This is a genomic window from Neobacillus sp. B4I6, assembly GCF_050434045.1.
Lineage (GTDB): Bacteria > Bacillota > Bacilli > Bacillales > Cytobacillaceae > Neobacillus.
Genome location: NZ_JBNPWB010000002.1, coordinates 3346251 through 3361845, shown reverse-complemented (window position 1 = coordinate 3361845; position 15595 = coordinate 3346251). Strand labels below are relative to the sequence as shown.

General features: G+C 36.8%; 15 protein-coding genes. 10 read left to right on the top strand and 5 right to left on the bottom strand.

Annotated elements, in window-relative coordinates; all coding sequences use genetic code 11:
* Window positions 1–8: 8 nt before the first annotated feature.
* Window positions 9–194, bottom strand: a complete 186-nt coding sequence (locus QF028_RS18665) for a YlaF family protein (protein ID WP_168242665.1) — start codon at window positions 192–194, stop codon at window positions 9–11.
* A 179-nt stretch (window positions 195–373) separates the two neighbouring features.
* Here QF028_RS18665 and typA point away from each other — a divergent pair, with 179 nt between their 5' ends.
* Genes typA through QF028_RS18650 form a run of 3 tightly spaced genes read left to right on the top strand, consistent with a single transcriptional unit; the run spans window position 374 to window position 2849 of the window.
* Window positions 374–2212 carry a translational GTPase TypA gene (typA, locus tag QF028_RS18660; RefSeq protein WP_168242666.1) on the top strand — a complete coding sequence of 613 codons (1839 nt, stop codon included), beginning with the start codon at window positions 374–376 and terminating at the stop codon, window positions 2210–2212.
* A 19-nt stretch (window positions 2213–2231) separates the two neighbouring features.
* Window positions 2232–2537 (top strand): YlaH-like family protein, encoded by a 306-nt coding sequence (locus QF028_RS18655; protein ID WP_168242667.1) that lies wholly within the window; start codon window positions 2232–2234, stop codon window positions 2535–2537.
* 15 nt (window positions 2538–2552) lie between these two features.
* Window positions 2553–2849: a hypothetical protein gene (locus tag QF028_RS18650; RefSeq protein ID WP_429467644.1), complete on the top strand. Its 297-nt coding sequence runs from the start codon at window positions 2553–2555 to the stop codon at window positions 2847–2849.
* A 90-nt stretch (window positions 2850–2939) separates the two neighbouring features.
* Here the strand turns inward: QF028_RS18650 and QF028_RS18645 are convergent, their stop codons facing one another.
* Entirely contained in the window at window positions 2940–3140 is a 201-nt protein-coding gene (locus tag QF028_RS18645; RefSeq protein WP_214715915.1) for a YlaI family protein, read from the bottom strand.
* 169 nt (window positions 3141–3309) lie between these two features.
* Here QF028_RS18645 and QF028_RS18640 point away from each other — a divergent pair, with 169 nt between their 5' ends.
* On the top strand, window positions 3310–3765 hold the full coding sequence (locus QF028_RS18640) for a pyridoxamine 5'-phosphate oxidase family protein (protein WP_429467642.1): 456 nt from the start codon (window positions 3310–3312) through the stop codon (window positions 3763–3765).
* A 23-nt stretch (window positions 3766–3788) separates the two neighbouring features.
* Here the strand turns inward: QF028_RS18640 and QF028_RS18635 are convergent, their stop codons facing one another.
* Window positions 3789–4373 (bottom strand): YhcN/YlaJ family sporulation lipoprotein, encoded by a 585-nt coding sequence (locus QF028_RS18635; RefSeq protein WP_429467639.1) that lies wholly within the window; start codon window positions 4371–4373, stop codon window positions 3789–3791.
* Window positions 4374–4577: 204 nt separating this feature from the next.
* On the opposite strand from QF028_RS18635, the gene QF028_RS18630 reads away from it, so the two are divergent.
* Complete coding sequence (locus QF028_RS18630; RefSeq protein ID WP_215001725.1) at window positions 4578–5906, top strand: PhoH family protein; 1329 nt, start codon at window positions 4578–4580, stop codon at window positions 5904–5906.
* Between the two features lie 39 nt (window positions 5907–5945).
* Here the strand turns inward: QF028_RS18630 and QF028_RS18625 are convergent, their stop codons facing one another.
* Window positions 5946–6443: a peptidyl-prolyl cis-trans isomerase gene (locus QF028_RS18625; protein WP_429467635.1), complete on the bottom strand. Its 498-nt coding sequence runs from the start codon at window positions 6441–6443 to the stop codon at window positions 5946–5948.
* Between the two features lie 223 nt (window positions 6444–6666).
* Here QF028_RS18625 and QF028_RS18620 point away from each other — a divergent pair, with 223 nt between their 5' ends.
* The 3 genes from QF028_RS18620 to pyc all read left to right on the top strand — a co-directional run bounded on the left by QF028_RS18620 (window position 6667) and on the right by pyc (window position 11869).
* A complete protein-coding gene (locus QF028_RS18620) occupies window positions 6667–6948 on the top strand; it encodes a YlaN family protein (protein WP_429472415.1) in 282 nt (93 codons plus the stop codon).
* 203 nt (window positions 6949–7151) lie between these two features.
* Window positions 7152–8357: an FtsW/RodA/SpoVE family cell cycle protein gene (locus QF028_RS18615; RefSeq protein ID WP_429467633.1), complete on the top strand. Its 1206-nt coding sequence runs from the start codon at window positions 7152–7154 to the stop codon at window positions 8355–8357.
* Between the two features lie 68 nt (window positions 8358–8425).
* Window positions 8426–11869 (top strand): pyruvate carboxylase, encoded by a 3444-nt coding sequence (gene pyc / locus QF028_RS18610; RefSeq protein ID WP_429467631.1) that lies wholly within the window; start codon window positions 8426–8428, stop codon window positions 11867–11869.
* A gap of 41 nt (window positions 11870–11910) precedes the next feature.
* Here pyc and QF028_RS18605 read toward each other — a convergent pair whose 3' ends face one another.
* The gene (locus tag QF028_RS18605) at window positions 11911–12819 is read right to left on the bottom strand and encodes a COX15/CtaA family protein (protein WP_429467629.1); all 909 of its coding nucleotides are present in this window, start codon (window positions 12817–12819) and stop codon (window positions 11911–11913) included.
* A 663-nt stretch (window positions 12820–13482) separates the two neighbouring features.
* On the opposite strand from QF028_RS18605, the gene cyoE reads away from it, so the two are divergent.
* Entirely contained in the window at window positions 13483–14418 is a 936-nt protein-coding gene (gene cyoE, locus QF028_RS18600; protein ID WP_246869716.1) for a heme o synthase, read from the top strand.
* Between the two features lie 111 nt (window positions 14419–14529).
* Window positions 14530–15588 carry a cytochrome c oxidase subunit II gene (coxB, locus tag QF028_RS18595; protein ID WP_429467624.1) on the top strand — a complete coding sequence of 353 codons (1059 nt, stop codon included), beginning with the start codon at window positions 14530–14532 and terminating at the stop codon, window positions 15586–15588.
* Window positions 15589–15595 lie beyond the last annotated feature (7 nt).

Genomic DNA, 15595 nt, shown 5'->3' with positions numbered 1-15595 from the left:
GCTTCTTTTTATAACTCACCGTTCTCGCGCATTTTTCTTTTTGTTTTAAAGCCCATTCCCATTATTACAATAATTGCAACGAAACAACCGATTGCTCCTATTAAGCTTTTTTCGCTTATTGCGATTCCAATCCCCATTATACTTGCGGCTGCAAGGATGGCATACACAAGTAAAGGCCACTTCACGTTTTTCATCATTTTATACCCCTTTATCATTGAAATACAGCTAGTTAAAGGCCCACTGTTTTAAGTATATTTTTATTCTACAATAAAATGGTTAGGGGTTTCCACTTTATTTGTGGTATAATGTTTTAGTTATAAATGAGAAACTATAAATAGTTTTATTTTTAAAATATAGGTAGGAGTGGAATTGTTTGAAATTAAGAGATGATATACGTAATATTGCAATTATTGCCCACGTTGACCACGGTAAAACAACTTTGGTTGACCAATTGTTAAAACAGTCAGGTACATTTCGTACTAATGAACATGTAGAAGAACGTGCAATGGATTCAAATGATTTAGAAAGAGAACGCGGAATTACCATTTTGGCGAAAAACACAGCTATTCAATACAAAGATAAACGAATTAATATATTGGATACTCCGGGACACGCTGATTTTGGCGGAGAAGTTGAACGGATTATGAAAATGGTTGATGGTGTATTGTTAGTAGTTGATGCCTATGAAGGCTGTATGCCACAAACTCGTTTTGTTCTTAAAAAGGCATTAGAGCAGAAGTTAACTCCTATTGTTGTTGTCAATAAAATTGACCGTGACTTTGCACGACCTGCAGAGGTAATTGATGAAGTGATCGATTTGTTTATCGAACTTGAAGCAACTGAGGATCAACTTGAATTCCCAGTTATCTACGCTTCAGCGATTAATGGTACAGCAAGTACAAACCCTGAAAAGCAAGATGAAAATATGCAATCCTTATATGATGCGATTGTTGAATATATCCCTGCCCCTGTTGATAATCATGAAGAGCCGTTGCAATTCCAAGTTGCCCTTCTTGATTATAATGATTATGTTGGCAGAATTGGAATCGGTCGTGTTTTCCGCGGTACGATGAACGTGGGTCAACAAGTAGCACTGATGAAGTTAGACGGTTCAGTAAAGCAATTCCGGGTCACCAAGATTTTCGGTTTCTTTGGATTAAAACGCCAAGAAATAGAAGAAGCCAAAGCCGGCGACTTAATTGCTGTTTCAGGAATGGAAGATATAAATGTGGGTGAGACAGTTTGTCCTGTTGAACATCAGGAAGCCCTGCCAATTTTAAGAATCGATGAGCCAACATTACAAATGACTTTCGTCGTAAACAACAGCCCATTTGCCGGTAGAGAAGGCAAATATTTAACTTCAAGGAAGATTGAGGAAAGACTTCGTTCTCAATTGCAAACTGACGTAAGTTTACGTGTTGATAACACGGATTCACCTGATGCTTGGATCGTTTCTGGCCGTGGTGAGCTCCATTTATCAATTCTTATTGAAAACATGCGCCGTGAAGGTTATGAACTTCAAGTTTCAAAGCCGGAAGTTATTGTCAAAGTTATTGACGGTGTACGTTGTGAGCCAGTTGAAAGAGTTCAAATAGATGTCCCAGAAGAACATACTGGTTCAGTAATGGAATCCATCGGTGCCCGTAAAGGCGAAATGATTGACATGATTAACAATGGTTCAGGTCAAGTACGCTTAATCTTTAATGTACCTGCACGTGGATTAATTGGTTACACAACCGAGTTCTTAACAATGACTCGCGGTTATGGAATTATTAATCATACCTTTGACAGCTATCAGCCAATGTTACCAGGTCAAGTCGGCGGAAGACACCAAGGTGTTCTAGTGTCAATGGAATCAGGAAAAGCTTCGACTTATGGTATCATGCAAGTTGAAGACCGCGGAACCATTTTCGTTGAGCCAGGTACGGAAATTTACGAGGGTATGATCGTTGGCGAAAACACTCGTGAAAATGATATCACCGTAAATATTACAAAAATGAAACAAGCGACAAATGTTCGTTCAGCTAACAAAGATCAAACATCTGTAATTAAAAAACCGCGTATTATGACATTAGAAGAGTCATTAGAATATTTAAATGATGACGAATATTGTGAGGTTACTCCAGAATCGATTCGTCTTCGTAAAAAAATTCTTGATAAAAACGAACGTGAAAGAGCAGCTAAAAAGAAAAAATATGCTGAACAGAGTTAAGTAAAAGGAGTGCAAGAAGATGGAAGGATTCTCTCCTAGTCTTAGATTTTTCATTGAACTAACAGATGTAAAAACTGCTGTGTGGTTACAGTATTTATATATTGTAATTTTAGCGGCAATTGTATATAAGTTAGGCTTTGCAAAAAAACTGCCTCTTTTGAAAAATATCGTGATCTATATTTGCCTTTTAATTGGATGCTTTGTAATGCTTATTTTTTCTTATGCCTTACCAATTGCAGAAGGACTTGCAGGTGCGGCGGTGTTATTGATCATCTATAAAATACGCTTACATCAAACGAAAAAGGATCAGGCTGAAGCGAAATAACGGGGGTTTAATTAAATGAAATCCGTACAGGATACACTATATAATTGGCTTACTATTAAGGTTGTATGCGACGCAAGGCCTGATGACACTGCAGCACGAGATACACTAAACCTTTTTGAAGATATGATAGCTGAACTTCACCTCTCAAACATTGAGGTAACAAAAGATGATGTCATGTTTTATGTTTCCTATCAGCAAGGAGAAGAAACTAAAAAAACTCGTTATCCTCAGGAATTAATTGAGGTTATGCTAAACCAAATCAATCAAGAGCCAGAAAAGTACGAGAATTACCCAATCGAAGAAGAAGAATAAAAAAACCATCATGTTCATTCCACTTTGGAATGAGCATGATGGTTTTTTCTTGTCCAGATCCAGCGCCTAGTGACACTACCGCTTTTCGTTTTACCAATCATCTTCTTCAGACTTCGCACGATACAATCGGAAATTGCCTGTTTCAAATCTGGCATTTGTTTTTTCAGTTATTCTTGTCTTACATTGTTTACACATATATGTATGGATGGGACGATTACGTAGACGCTTGGCCTCAAACGATTCATCTTCAATCGCTTCAATTTTATCGCAAATTACACATTTAACTCTCATTAAGACACCTCTTTAACTATTTCTAATAACCGACTGTTTCCTCTAGTATATCATGGCAGAAAGTTTGAATGTAATCAATTGGTTTAATTTGATGAAAGCATGGGATAGTAGTAATATGAGAATATCTGTTTTTTAACAGGGTGAAGGAATAAGTAAAGGGGATGTTTTAATGGCAAACCAAGTGGAACCAAAGCTAATCAAGCCTTTATATGATGAACTGCAAAAGGAACGGTTCGTGACAGTGGCAACCGTAGATCATGAATCAGGGGGCCCAAATATTAATTCTATTTCTTGGGTATTAGCAAAAGATGAAAGTACCATTTATTTTGCGGTGGATAATCGTTCCAGAATTCTTGAGAATTTAATTAATAACAATCAAGTCGTTATTAATATAATTGCTAATGAATCTACATACGCAATTCATGGGACAGCCCAAATAATAGAAGAGAGACTTAAAGACGTACCATTAAAGCTGGCTTTGATACAAGTAGCCATAACAGCAGTAAGGGATGTTATGTTTTATGGATCTAAAATAGTCTCTGAAGTTCAATATGATAAAACATATGATAAAAACGCTGCCCAAAAGTTAGACAATCAAGTTATGGAGGCAATGAGAAAAGCTTAGGAATCCCTAAGCTTTTCTCATTTTTATTTATAGTGATTAGATTGGTCTTCTTGTTCCTTTTCTAGTTTCTTTTTATCCTTTTCAGAAAGCTTTTTATCAGGTTTTTCGGTGGCATTTTTAGGGCTTGGAGTAATTAAGTCTCCTGGTATCTCAGGCATTAATCGACCGGCTACATCTGCTAGCTCCTCCATAATACCCTGTATTGGTCTGCCCTTATTAATATCTGTTTGTATTTCTTTTAAACGCTGTGTTGTATCAGCGTCAGCAACAACAACTGCTTTTGCTCCGTACGGATCCTTTTTTAAGCTTTCGGCTACAGAATATTTTATGGATCCAACTTGGGAACGATCAATTTTCGCATTTACATCAATTCCGACAATCGCGTATCTTCCTAATACCACTGCAGTTGCATCGTTAACATTTGGGATACTTGTCGCCAGCCTAACTAAACGTTTGGAGATTTCCTGCCCCGTTTTTCGGTCAACACTTTCAATGTAGCTGTTTTTTACCTTAACATATGATGCGTTCTCATTGTTTGTTAGTTCCTTTTTTGTACTGCAGCCGGCTAGGATCAGACATAACGCAGTAATAATCAAGGTTTTCTTCATTTATTACCCACCTCCGCATTACTTATAAATAATTGAAATTAAGCCTCTTCCTAAGAATTATTGAATGGTCTCACTAACATTTATTGTGCGGAACTCCTTCTATCTTTATTCCAATAAACATATATTTTACCAAAGTCCAATCTAGCAAAAGGGTTGTTCCGCAATTTAACAAACCTAACAACAAGGAAAGCAGGAGGCGTTGCTTTGAGTAAGATATACGTGTTAGATACAAATGTTTTGTTACAAGACCCGTATTCCCTCTTCTCCTTTGAAGATAATGAAGTTGTTATTCCTGCAGTGGTTCTTGAAGAAGTGGACTCAAAGAAAAGATATATGGATGAAGTTGGGAGAAACGCAAGACATGTTTCGAGATTAATTGATGGCCTAAGGGCCTCGGGAAAACTCCACGAGAAAATACCGCTTGAAAACGGTGGAACCATCAGAATTGAATTGAATCATCGTACCTTTCATGAGCTTCAGGATATATTTGTTGAAAAAACAAATGATAATCGTATTCTAGCTGTGGCAAAAAATTTATTTTTAGAAGAACAAACAAAGGAAAATGGAAAGTCAGTCATTCTCGTTAGTAAGGATGCCCTAGTTAGGGTAAAAGCAGATGCCATAGGTTTAGATGCTGAAGATTTTTTAAATGACCGTGTTGTAGAAATCGATCATATTTACACAGGTTTTTTTGAAGTATTTCTGCCAATAGAATTACTAGGTCGTTTTTATGAAAAAGGGGAGTTAAATCTTTCTGAGATCGCCAATCACCCATTTTATCCAAACCAATTTCTAGTAATGAAAGATGCTCTTGGTAGTTCTGCTTCAGCGATAGGAATGGTAGATAAAACGAGTAAGAAGGTAAAAAAATTAGCATTAAACCAAGAGCATGTTTGGGGGATCCATTCAAGAAATGTACAACAAACCATGGCAATTGAATTATTACTTCGTAAGGATATTCATCTTGTTACATTAACGGGGAAGGCAGGCACAGGGAAAACGCTTCTTGCATTAGCCTCAGGATTAATGCAAACGGAAGATTTCAGGGAATATAAAAAACTATTAGTGGCTAGACCAATTGTACCTGTGGGAAAAGACTTAGGGTTTTTACCGGGAGAAAAACAAGAGAAATTAAGACCATGGATGCAGCCAATTTTTGATAATCTAGAATATCTTTTCAATACTAAAAAGCCTGGTGAACTTGATGCGATTTTAGCAGGTATGGGTTCGATTGAGGTAGAGGCATTAACGTATATTCGAGGCAGAAGTTTGCCAAAGCAGTTTATCATTATTGATGAAGCACAAAACTTAACGAAGCATGAAGTAAAGACTATCCTTACCCGTGTCGGAGAAGGCAGTAAAATTGTTTTAATGGGTGACCCAGAACAGATAGATCATCCATATCTTGATGCCTATAACAACGGTTTAACGTATGTTGTAGAAAAGTTTAAGGATCAAGTCATTTCCGGACATGTTAAATTAATGAAAGGGGAAAGGTCAGGTTTGGCACTTTTGGCAGCAGATTTGCTGTAAATAATCATAAAAATAAAACGGGCGCCCAAGGCACCCGTCTTATTTTATGATAAAACCCTTTATATTTTTAATTGGACTTTGTTGATTTGAACCATCACCTAAATAAACATGAACGGGACCATCTAACGTAAGTGGTTTACCTTTATCGGAGAAACCCAATATAAAATCATAGGCTGTTTCAAGAGGGTACTCATATTCCCCCTCTGTGCTCTGAATTACAAAAGTGTGAGCATCACGAGCAGGCTCCGAATTTAATAAAAAAGGCTTCAATGGAATACCAAAGGTACCAGTTAACACCTTTTCCTTCTCGAATTTCTTTTCAGATTTCAATGTAGGAGGATAAATGGCACCCTCCATAATTTCACGGTCCCAATGCTTAGAAACAGCTTTAGTATATTCATCTAATGAATTGGTACTCTCTAATTTTGTTGAAAAAAAGGTCGTTAAATCAACTCGTCGGTCGTCGAAAATCCACACACCTGGATCAAGCGTGATCGTATATTTCACTTTTCCAGATATGATAATGATATTTTCCATTTTTCATTCCCCCTAAACCCTTGCATAATTAGTATAACTTTTTTTGGGCAAAATGTCATAATAGTAAAAGCAGGTTCCTTAAGAGGATAAAATCTGTCTGAATTGCTGCCGTTTTAAACAAACTCCTTTGTGCAATCCACTTCATAGTTCTTGCAATTTTCCTTTGTAAACGGTAAAATTTATAGATAAGTTGAATTATCGCTCTGAAATGGGGGGATCAATGTTGGCGTCTGAAATGATCGTGAATCACCAGGAAAAAGCATATGCCTTACTACAGGCTGACGCTGAAAAAATATTAAAGCTAATCAAAGTGCAAATGGACAATCTCACGATGCCTCAATGCCCTCTTTATGAAGAGGTATTGGATACACAAATGTTTGGTTTATCAAGAGAAATAGATTTTGCTGTTCGGTTAGGCTTAATAGATAGTAAAGACGGTAAGGCAATTCTAGATACATTAGAAAGTGAATTATCAGCGCTTCACGATTCATCGTTAAGGAAATAGTAGCAAAGAACTCAAACAATCCATGTTAATTGTTTGGGTTTTTTATTATTTCAAGAAAACAAAAACGGACTCAATCAATTTCCTTATTTCAGAATATTCTTTATTAAATTGTTGTAACAAATTAACTTTTCCTCAAGTAAAAATGTTTATTTTCTATTATAATAGAGGGATATAAATCAATATTGAAAATGAGGACTTTTTAAATGCTGAAAAAAATATTGAAATCATATGATTTTTCATTAATTATTGCCACCATCCTTTTGTGTTTATTTGGACTTGTTATGATCTATAGCTCAAGCATGGCTTCCGCAGTTCAAAGGTATGGTTATCCACCAGATTATTTTTACCAAAAACAAAAAGTATGGCTGATGATTTTTACTGTGATCTTCCTTATCGCAGCAATTATTCCATATAAGATCATGATGTTCAAAAAAGTTCTGGTATTGATTGTGCTATCATCTATTTTATCTCTATTAGGATTATTTGTATTTGGGGTAGAAAAAAATAATGCGCAAAGCTGGTACTCCATTGGCACTTTCTTATTTCAGCCATCGGAGTTTGTCAAGCTTGCTGCCATTATTTATTTAGCAGCCGTTTATGCGAAAAAGCAAGCCTATATCAATCAATTTAACAAAGGTGTTCTCCCGCCTTTAGTATATCTTTTTTTCATATGTGCACTTATCATTTTTCAACCTGACTTCGGTACAGCAGCTATTATCATAGCCATAGCTTGTATGATTGTTTTATGCTCTGGTATGAATTTTAAAAGTATCGGTAAATTACTTATTATGGCGCTTATCGTCCTTCTGCCGCTTATTTTAGTTTCCTGGGGGAAGTTTTTTTCTGACGAACAACTAAGTCGTTTTGCTGTATTAGATAATCCATTTAATGATAAATATGTAAATAATGAAGGTTTTCACTTGGCAAACTCCTATATCGCCATCGGTTCTGGTGGAGTAAATGGGTTGGGTCTTGGGAAAAGTATTCAAAAGCTTGGTTATCTGCCGGAATCACATACGGATTTCATTATGGCTGTAATTGCGGAAGAATTAGGGATTTGGGGTGTAGGATTCGTTATCATTCTCCTTTTTTATATTGTATTAAGGGGAATTTATATTGGCTTACAATGTAAGGACCCTTTTGGTAGTCTGCTTGCTATTGGTATTTCGAGCATGATTGGGATTCAGTCCTTTATCAATCTAGCTGGAGTTTCTGGGCTAATTCCACTGACTGGTGTACCGCTGCCATTTATTAGTTACGGAGGATCATCACTCTTGATGCTTGCGGGAGCGACAGGAATACTTGTAAATGTTTCTATGTTCACTAAATATGAAAAAAAATATAAAAATAAACAGGATCAAGTCACTAATAGGAATCAATCAAAAGATGGCAAGGTTTTCTATATTTAATCAAAACGCGAAGGACAATATTTGCTTCTTCGCGTTTTTAAAAATACATAGAATATGAGGTGCTTTAAATGACAAGACAGATAAATAAAGTGTTGGTTGCCAATAGGGGAGAAATTGCGATAAGGGTTTTTCGCGCGTGTACTGAACTGAATATTCGAACAGTTGCAATTTATTCGAAAGAGGACTCTGGGGCCTATCATCGTTATAAGGCGGATGAGGCTTATTTGGTTGGGGAAGGAAAAAAACCAATTGATGCCTATTTAGACATTGATGGCATCATTGCTATTGCCAAAAAAAGCGGAGCAAATGCCATACATCCAGGTTATGGGTTTATGTCAGAAAATATTCATTTTGCCAAGCGCTGTGAAGAAGAAGGGATTATTTTTATCGGTCCGTCCATTACACAACTTGATATGTTTGGAGATAAGGTAAAAGCAAGGCATCAAGCAGAGCTAGCTGGAATACCAGTGATTCCTGGTAGTCCTGGTCCCGTAACAGAGGTAAGTGATGTTGAAGATTTTGTGGAAGTACACAAGTTACCCATAATCATAAAGGCCTCTCTTGGCGGAGGCGGGCGCGGGATGAGAATTGTTAAACGCATAGAGGAAATCCGTGAATCATTTGAACGAGCAAAGTCGGAAGCGAAAGCCGCTTTTGGGAATGATGAAGTTTATCTTGAAAAATTAATTGAAAGTCCTAAACATATCGAAGTGCAAATCATTGGTGATCGGCATGGGAATATTGTTCATCTTTTTGACCGCGATTGTTCTGTTCAAAGACGCCATCAAAAGGTAGTGGAGGTTGCTCCAAGTGTGTCTATTTCTTATGAGTTGCGAGAAAGGATTTGTGCGGCGGCCGTAAAATTGATGAAAAATGTTGATTACCTAAATGCAGGTACAGTAGAGTTTCTGGTTTCAGGAAATGACTTTTATTTTATAGAAGTAAATCCACGTGTACAAGTGGAACATACTGTAACAGAAATGATAACAGGAGTCGACATTGTGCAGACGCAAATTTTGGTATCAGAAGGGCACGAATTACATGGTCCAATTATCGGTATACCACAGCAAGAAAAAATTCAAATGAATGGATTTGCTATACAGTCAAGGGTAACAACAGAAGACCCGCTTAATAATTTTATGCCTGATACCGGTAAAATTATGGCCTATCGCTCAGGGGGTGGCTTTGGGGTGCGTCTTGATGCTGGAAATGGCTTTCAAGGAGCTGTAATTACACCGTATTATGACTCTTTATTAGTAAAGCTTTCTACATGGGCGTTAACCTTTGAGCAAGCTGCATCAAAAATGGTTCGAAATTTACAGGAATTCAGGATTAGAGGGATCAAAACAAATATACCGTTCTTAGAAAATGTTGTGAAGCATGAGAAATTTAGGAATGGCGAATATGATACTTCATTCATTGATACAACACCGGAACTGTTCATTTTCCCATTCCGAAAGGACCGCGGAACTAAAATGCTGTCATACATCGGCACGGTCACTGTTAACGGGTTTCCAGGTATTGAAAAGAAGAAAAGACCAGTATTTCCGAAGCCAAGAATTCCTAATTTACCCTATGATTTACCGTATCAAGAGGGGACGAAGCAAATTCTTGACAAGTATGGTGCCAATGGACTTGTGGAATGGGTCAAGAATCAAAAGCAGGTCTTATTAACGGATACAACATTTAGAGATGCTCATCAGTCGCTATTAGCAACCCGTATGCGGACAACTGATATTCTTCATATAGCTGAGCCTTCTGCAAAACTTTTACCTGATTTATTCTCTTTTGAAATGTGGGGCGGAGCAACTTTTGATGTTGCCTACAGGTTCTTAAAAGAAGATCCTTGGGACAGATTGGTAACTCTACGCAGGAAAATTCCAAATGTACTGTTCCAAATGTTAATACGTGGGGCCAATGCGGTGGGATATAAAAATTATCCTGATAATTTGATTCGTGAATTTGTTGACCAATCTTCTTCAGCTGGAATTGATGTTTTTCGAATTTTCGACAGCTTAAACTGGGTAAAAGGTATGGAAGTTGCAATTGATGCAGTGCGTCAAAGCGGTAAAATTGCCGAGGCTTCGATATGTTATACAGGGGACATTTTAGATGAGACAAGGACGAAATATAATCTTCACTATTATAAAAGCTTGGCCAAAGAGCTGGAACAACAAGGTGCCCACATCCTAGGAATTAAGGATATGGCAGGCTTATTGAAGCCTGAAGCAGCGTACAGGCTGGTTTCTGAGTTAAAGGAAACCGTCGATATTCCTATCCATCTCCATACGCATGACACAAGTGGAAATGGTCTCTATACCTATGCTCGTGCAATTGATGGTGGAGTGGATATTGTTGATACAGCATTGGGTACAATGGCAGCCTTAACTTCTCAGCCTAGTGCTAATTCGTTATTTTATGCACTTGAAGGGAATCCTCGGAAACCAAAAGTAAATATCCAAGCACTAGAAAAATTGTCTTATTATTGGGAGGATGTCCGTAAATATTATCAGGATTTTGAAAGCGGAATGATTTCCCCCCACACTGAGGTATATCAACATGAAATGCCGGGTGGGCAATATAGTAATCTCCAACAACAGGCAAGAGCAGTAAGCCTTGGTGAGCGTTGGGATGAAGTTAAAGAAATGTATTCACGAGTTAATAATATGTTCGGTGATATTGTAAAAGTGACGCCTTCATCAAAGGTCGTAGGTGATATGGCTCTATTTATGGTTCAAAATGATTTAAGTGAGGAAGATGTGCTTTTAAAGGGACATATGTTAGATTTCCCTGATTCTGTCGTTGAATTATTTGAAGGATTTCTTGGCAGGCCCTATGGAGGTTTTCCAGCGGAACTTCAAAAAATTATATTAAAAGGTAAAAAACCTCTAGAAGTTCGTCCAGGTGAATTGCTTGAACCGGTTGATTTTGAAAAATTGAAGGAAAAATTGTATAAAGAACTTGGCAGACATGTTACGGCTTTTGAGATCATTTCGTATGCTTTATATCCAAAGGTATTTATGGAGTACATTAAAACGGATGAACAGTATGGAAATATATCAGTACTAGACACACCTACGTTCCTTTATGGAATGCGATTGGGTGAAGAAATAGAAGTAGAAATAGAAACGGGAAAAACATTAATTGTTAAACTTGTCTCTATGGGTCATCCTCAAGCCGATGGCACGAGGGTCGTTTATTTTGAGTTAAATGGTCAACCGCGTGAAGTCTTCATTAAAGATGAGAATATAAAATCTACGGTGGTATCTAAGCTGAAGGCAGACCCAAAAAACGAAAATCACCTTGCTGCCTCGATGCCAGGAACAGTGGTCAAAGTTGTCGTTGAAAAAGGGGAAAAGGTTGAACGTGGCGATCATTTAATGATTACCGAAGCGATGAAAATGGAAACTACGGTTCAAGCAACTTTTTCAGGCGTTGTAAAGGATATCTATGTCACAAGTGGTGAGGCAATATTAACCGGTGACCTTTTAATTGAATTAACAAAAGCGTAATAAAAAAAGCTGCCAGGGAGTGGGTATCCCTGGCAGCTTTTTTATAGATTATTTTTTTTAGATCTAGAATATAACAAAAGGAAATAACTTAGGACGCCAAACAAACAAGTAATAAAGAAGGCGTGAAGCAGGGCGATATACAGATTTAAGCTGCTAAAAATAATCAAAGCTCCTGCAATCACTTGTAATGAAACAAGGATGAATGAAATAATCCAGCCCCAATAAAGAACTTTTTGGTTTTTGTAATGGCGAACAGTCAAATAAAGAATGTAAGTAATCCAGATAAAGATTAATCCAGCAGCGGCTCTGTGTCCCATTTGCACCCATTCGTACATATTGGAAGGCAAGGAAGGAGCGTCATTTAAACATAGCGGCCAGTCTCGACAAACCAAACTTGACTTAGTGTGACGTACGAGTGCGCCAGTGTAGATGACAAGATAACTATAAATGGAAACACCGACAATATGAAACCCCATTCTCTTATCGATATATAGTTTTTCTGCATCAAATCTCTTATCAATTTCAAATATTAGAAGTGTTAACAATAACACAGCAGAAAAGGATATAAGTGAAATACCAAAATGTAATGCGAGTACAAAACCAGATTGTCCCCATTTTACTGCAGCAGCCCCGATTAATGCTTGTAAAAGTAAAAAGAAAAAGGAAAGGAAGGAAAGAAATTTCGTTTCTCTAATATGTCCTACCGCCTTCCATGACCAAACAGAAAGAACGAGAACCATCATTCCAACTACTCCAGAGACAAGTCTGTGGGCAAGCTCAATAACTAATTCTGGGGTAATTTCCAACGGAAGAAATTTACCGTTACAAAGCGGCCATGATCTCCCGCATCCCATTCCAGAATCAGTCTTTGTAACTAGTGCTCCGCCAATTAAGATAAATATCATTCCGATGGTAGTAGCAACAGCCAACCATTTCAAAGATCGTCGCAAAAAATTCACCTCTTAAAAAAGTTCAATAATTTGTCATTGGATAAACCTGACAGTATAATAGATTGGAAAGTAATTCGATTATTAAATTCCCTATTAATCATAACGAATAAAATTGAAAAAGAACAGAAATTAAGTATAGATTTTAAGATAACTTAAATCAATAAAAACAGATGCGGAATAATGAATAGTTTTCACTATTATTATAGTGAAAACCATAGAAACTCAGTTGATGGTCTGTTAGAAATATATTAGTGGTAGTTTAATTAGAATTATTCCTTTTTAGGTGTAAGAGGAATTAAAATTAAACTCTTCATGTAGACACTAGGATTTTTTATAAATTTAGGGGATAATTTGTATAAATGGAATTATAAATCCTTAAAAAGCTAAGATTATAACGATAAAATGAACTTTGTAACAATTTAGTCTAAAATTATTCAAAAAAAATTCACAAAAATATCTAAAAGTGTGATTTAATATACAGAGAAAGTGTTTTTATTATCACTATCTTTTTTATTTGATTGTTTATTAAATCGAAAAAAATTCATATAACTTTTCTATCATCGTTCCTTTTTATTACAAATGAGGGCATATATAAATTAAGTATCAATTATCACTTACTTAAATGATGAATATTTGTTATTTAGGTTTAGGAGGAGAAACCAGATGTCGAACTCTAAGGCCTTCGGAGAAGCTGCTATTGATAATGGCGCTGCGAGCTTGCAAGCCAATATAAAAACCTCTGCATGGAAAGACTTTATGGCTCTTATCAAAATTGGAATTGTAAATTCTAACCTTATTACTACCTTTACGGGGTTATGGCTTGCGCTTCACTTTTCAGGACAAAGCTTTCTAAACAATTTAGATATCGTGCTTTTTACAGTAGCAGGATCTTCACTGATTATTGCAGGCTCATGTGCTATCAATAATTATGTTGATCGTGACATTGACCATTTAATGGAAAGAACAAAAGAAAGACCTACTGTAACCGGGAAAGTAGTTCCGATAAAAGTTCTCGTATTAGGTATTTTACTTATTGGACTGGGAACACTGTCTTTATTCTTTACTACGATGACTGCAACAGTAATTGGACTGCTTGGAGTTTTTAGCTATGTTTTCCTGTATACATTGTGGTCAAAGCGGCAATTGGTGTCCAACACTATTATTGGGAGCATATCAGGAGCAGTACCACCACTAATCGGATGGGCAGCAGTAGATGCTAATCTCGATATCATGGCATGGTCATTGTTTGTGCTAATGTTTGTTTGGCAGCCTCCGCATTTTTATGCGCTAGCGATGAGACGGGTTAAAGAATATAAAGCAGCTGGGATCCCAATGTTACCTGTAGTGAAGGGTTTTAAAACCACAAAAATTCACATCATCCTTTGGGTTGCTGCACTTCAGCCAATTCCATTTTTTCTTACCAAATTAGGAATCCCATTTCTAATACTTGCTATCGTTCTAAATATCGGGTGGCTTGCATTAGGGATTTATGGATATAGAATCAAAGATGACATAAAGTGGGCAAAACTAATGTTTGTTTACTCTTTGCAATATTTAACTATTATTTTTGTAGCAATGGTTATAGTTACATTAATTTAGTTTTGCAAATGATTGTTTCTTGTTTAAAGGGAAGCAATCGTACTACATAATTCTTTGATCAACATAATGCTTTAAATAATTTTATTAGTGAAAGAGGGGTTTGATTAAGCTATGAAAAGGCTAGCAAAGTGGCGTTTAATATCGTTATTTACGATTTTAGCGCTTGTTCTCTCCGGATGTGGCGAACCGTACCTTTCCACGTTAAAGCCTGCCGGTGAAGTTGCGCAAACGCAATATGATTTAATGAAGTTAAGTACGTTAATCATGGTTGGGGTTATTGTTATTGTTGCGATTATTTTCGTTTTGATTTTGGTTCGTTTTAAACGAAGGGATGACAGAATACCAAAACAAGTAGAAGGAAGTCACAAATTAGAAATTATTTGGACTGCTGTGCCGATTCTTTTACTATTAATTCTTGCCGTTCCGACTGTGGCCGCAACCTTTAAACTTGCAGATGTATCTCCAATGGATAAGAAAAATACAAAGGCACTTGTAATTAATGTTCGGTCACACTTATATTGGTGGGACTTTGAATATCCAGGCAAGAAGATTGTTACAAGCCAGGAACTTGTTGTTCCTACAAATGAAAAGGTATATTTTAACTTGAAGTCATCTGATGTGAAACACTCATTTTGGATTCCAGCAGTAGGTGGAAAGTTGGATACAAATACGGAGAATATTAATAAATTCTGGCTAGAGTTTGACGATAAAAAAGCAAACGAAGCAGGAAATCTTTTCTATGGAAAATGTGCAGAACTTTGTGGTCCATCCCATGCTTTAATGGATTTTAAAGTAAAAGCTATTAGCCGGGACAAATTTGACGCTTGGGTAACTTCGATGCAGAATGTTAAAGAACCACAAAAAGCCCAGACAGCTTCTGCGGCACAAGGACAAGAACTATTTAATAAAAGCTGTATTGGCTGTCATGCTGTAACACCATCAAACAAAATGCCTGAAACAGCACGTCTAGCACCAAACTTATCAAACTTTGGTGAACGATCTCGTGTAGCCGGTGTTTTGGATCATAATAAAGAAGAGTTAAAAAATTGGATTCGTAATCCAGAAACATACAAACCAGGTAACATGATGACAGGAAAATACCCGGAAATGTCTGAAAAACAGCTAGATGCTTTAGCAGACTATTTAATGGGCTTAAAGGCCCAGCAATAATTGGGGA